General features: G+C 41.4%; 1 pseudogene. It reads right to left on the bottom strand.

The annotated features are described in order from the left end of the window. Positions 1-3,254, bottom strand: a pseudogene (locus E1163_RS01490) (hypothetical protein); the annotation flags it as partial.

Here is a 3,254-nt window from a genome sequence, read left to right as displayed (position 1 = left end):
GCCTTACAACACGACCGGCAGCATCAATAAGCTTAAGCTGATATTCATCCCCATCAGGGTTAAACCTGAGGTTAATCCTATCATAGCTGGGATTTGGATAGAAGGAAAGATTCCCTGCCTTTCCAAAACGGGAAGCAATATTAGAGCCTACCACTCTTTCTGCATCGGCCAATCGTCCTGTTGTTTCTGAGCCATTTTCTAATCCGCAGCCCACAGGAGTGCCGGACACATTAGCATCTATTACGATCTGGTAATAAAGGCTGCCGGAAGGCGGGGTAACATCTGTATAAGTATAAAGGTTGGATGACACTTGATCCAGGTACTGCATTTGGTCGGGAGATGTCCCACGCAGGATCTTAAAACTTGGATAGTCAAATCCCTCATACCTGTCCCATATCAGATTGACCTGACCTTTATTCCCCTCACTCACGGTCAGGTGCATTGTTTTATGAGGAGCCCCTGGTGATGTTTCCTTTCCGCAACTTGCTACAGCCGATACCCTGTAGCGGTAGCTTCTTTTATGTATATTTGCCAGTGTATCATAAAATACTCCGTCTGATTCGGCTGTGCCAATAACTTTAAAATCATTGAATGCCTTATCTTCTTTGTATATTTTATAATGATCCACTTCATCAAAGCCATCCGTATCCCAGAAAATTTTCACCCCATTTGCCGTTTTACTTGTGGTGACATAGCAAATTTCTGGTACTGTCGCTGTTGATGGAGTATCTGGAATTTCTACTTCAAATAAGCAACTATGAGCATCCATTACAGTGATGGTAGATTGCCCCTCAGCTAATTCGATTGACGTTTTTTGTGGCAATCCGAATTTTGCAATTGAAAGAAATTCGTCATAGTTGGCATAAATAATATAATCATCGTTTGTTGAGGTGATTGGATAAGCCTTGGAATAGTACGGTGTGTATGAAAGATCGGTTCTTTCAAAATATCCTCCATCGGCATTAAGACTCATCATAAAAGCACCCTGATAGTGATCCAGATAGTAATCTGAGACTACACGGCCTTCCGATACACCTGTGACATAAACAAACGGAAATTTATCTACTGCTATTCCTGTAATAGCATTTCCATCAGGACTGTTGTTATCCATAAAAACAATAGGATTTGTCCATTTCGTGCTTCCATCTGTGGCTTTGAGTTTTCCGAGAACTACTAAAGGGTTTCCAAACCCTTCATTACCAAACGTACTATTGTGGCTACCTAGAGTGAAACCTAAGTACACACTTCCCTGATCATCGAGTGTTAGTGCAGTGCCAACGTCGTAATTACCTGTTCCTCCACCCTTTCTGGCCCACATGAGAGCCCCGATGGCATTATATTTAGCTATGAACATATCATCATACCCGCTACTTTCCAAAGTCAAATCGCCAAAAGAAATATCAGTTTCAAACGCTCCAGTAATATAGGCATCTCCATTATCCGCAACAGCAAGATCCTCAATCCTCTCTGAGTTGCGTCCTTCTATATCAACTACCCAGTGCAAAACACCATTTTCAGTATATTGGGCCAGATACAGATCAGAAGGTCCTTTTATATGATCAAATTCAGGCAGCGAAAAAAAAATGTCCGATATTTTTCCCGATACGTAAACATTATTAAATCCGTCTAACCCTATGTGCCCGACACCTTTTGGCATATCAATAATCCAGTCAACCATACCTGCTGAAGTCACCTTTGCCAGATAATCTCCTTCACCTAAACCATAGGTACCGTCAGATGCTTCAATATTCCCTCCCGGAGTGTAAAATGCAAAAAAAACATCGCCTTCAGTACTTACCGCCATATCTCGCAACTCCGCCATATCTACAGCCGGATTCGTGACCTGAGATGATATTCCCCACATCAAATCCCCTTTTGAATTAAGTTTAACTACATAAATGCCCTGATTTCCAGCAGTTCCTACCGGATTACCTGTAAAATCTAATTTCCCATTATAGTTACCTCCGACATAGATGTTATTCGCTCCATCAGATTGTAATTCTACTGCCATATTGTGATAATTATCATCAGGATCATGATCAGCGACAACTTCCCATACATTTTCTCTGGTATCCGATCCGAAGTTCAGATAAGATCCCCCATCAATAGCATAATAATAGGGAGCTGTTCCTCCTGAAGCCTCAAGTCTGCCCTCGCATCCAAAAACATTTAGCGTAGCTGACAGCTCTACAGGTTCTTCAATTTTAGCAGACGTAGAAGCTGTTTTACCATTCGCATCTGTAACGGTGACAGTATAAATTCCCGATGGCAGTCCGGAGACATCTTTGGTGGAAGCTCCATGACTCCAGGCATAGGTATAAGGAGGAGTACCACCGTCTACGGTTGTATGTATTTGACCATCGGCGGCCCAGGAACAACTTACATGCCATAGCCGGCTTACGCTTATGCCGGAAGAAACAGTATAACTCACCGTATCAGAATAATGCAGGCCACCATATTCATCAATCAATACACCACGTAGCAGATTCTCTCCCGGATGCATGATAACGTCCATGGAGGAAAAAGGCATCAGAGTTTTAGTAATCTCTCTGTTATGATTAAGTATCTCCAGTCGTACCTCCTCAATTACAGGAAGACCCTCATCTATAATTAATTCAAACATATCCGTTGGAGAAGGTGATCTGATACCATTATCAAATTTAGAAGGCCCAAACCATACCAAGTCTTCTTCGCCTCCGGTAAATTTTATTTCTTTAATATGATAGTTTATGTCATTATAACCTTCATTAAAAAACATATACTGGATCTCCTCAAAATTGTCAAATTCATGCATAGGTATGGAGACCTTACTCCAAACGGAGTCAACAGGGGTTAGTGGATAGTTGCCAATTCTAACACCGGCTGGTAGAATGCTTCGCATGCCAACAAAAATATCACTCCAATCCAAGTCACCACTTGCTTTCAAAGTAATTTCTACCTGCTGGGTGCCTTCTGGTAATTGATATAAATCACCATATACCACATCCTCTCCATAACCAATCCGCACAATTGCAAATTGATCATAGGCCAATACTTTTAATGATTGGAGTGTGGCTATTCCTTCCGGGTTAAATTCAACCTCTACCTGGGAGGTAGCTAACCGTCCATAATCGTTAACTTCCAGATTAATAGAAGGAGAAACAGAATCAGCCTCTACATAAATTTCACCCTTATTAAAGTGTTCATGATCAGGAAAGCCATCAAATGAATAGGCACATAAGGCCAAAACACAAGCTAAAAAAAAGAAAGTAAAT

It is taken from the genome of Fulvivirga kasyanovii, from assembly GCF_009711405.1.
In the GTDB taxonomy this organism is placed as follows: domain Bacteria; phylum Bacteroidota; class Bacteroidia; order Cytophagales; family Cyclobacteriaceae; genus Fulvivirga; species Fulvivirga kasyanovii.
The sequence above is the reverse complement of the archived record's forward strand: the minus strand, read 5'-3'. Positions and strand labels throughout refer to the sequence as shown.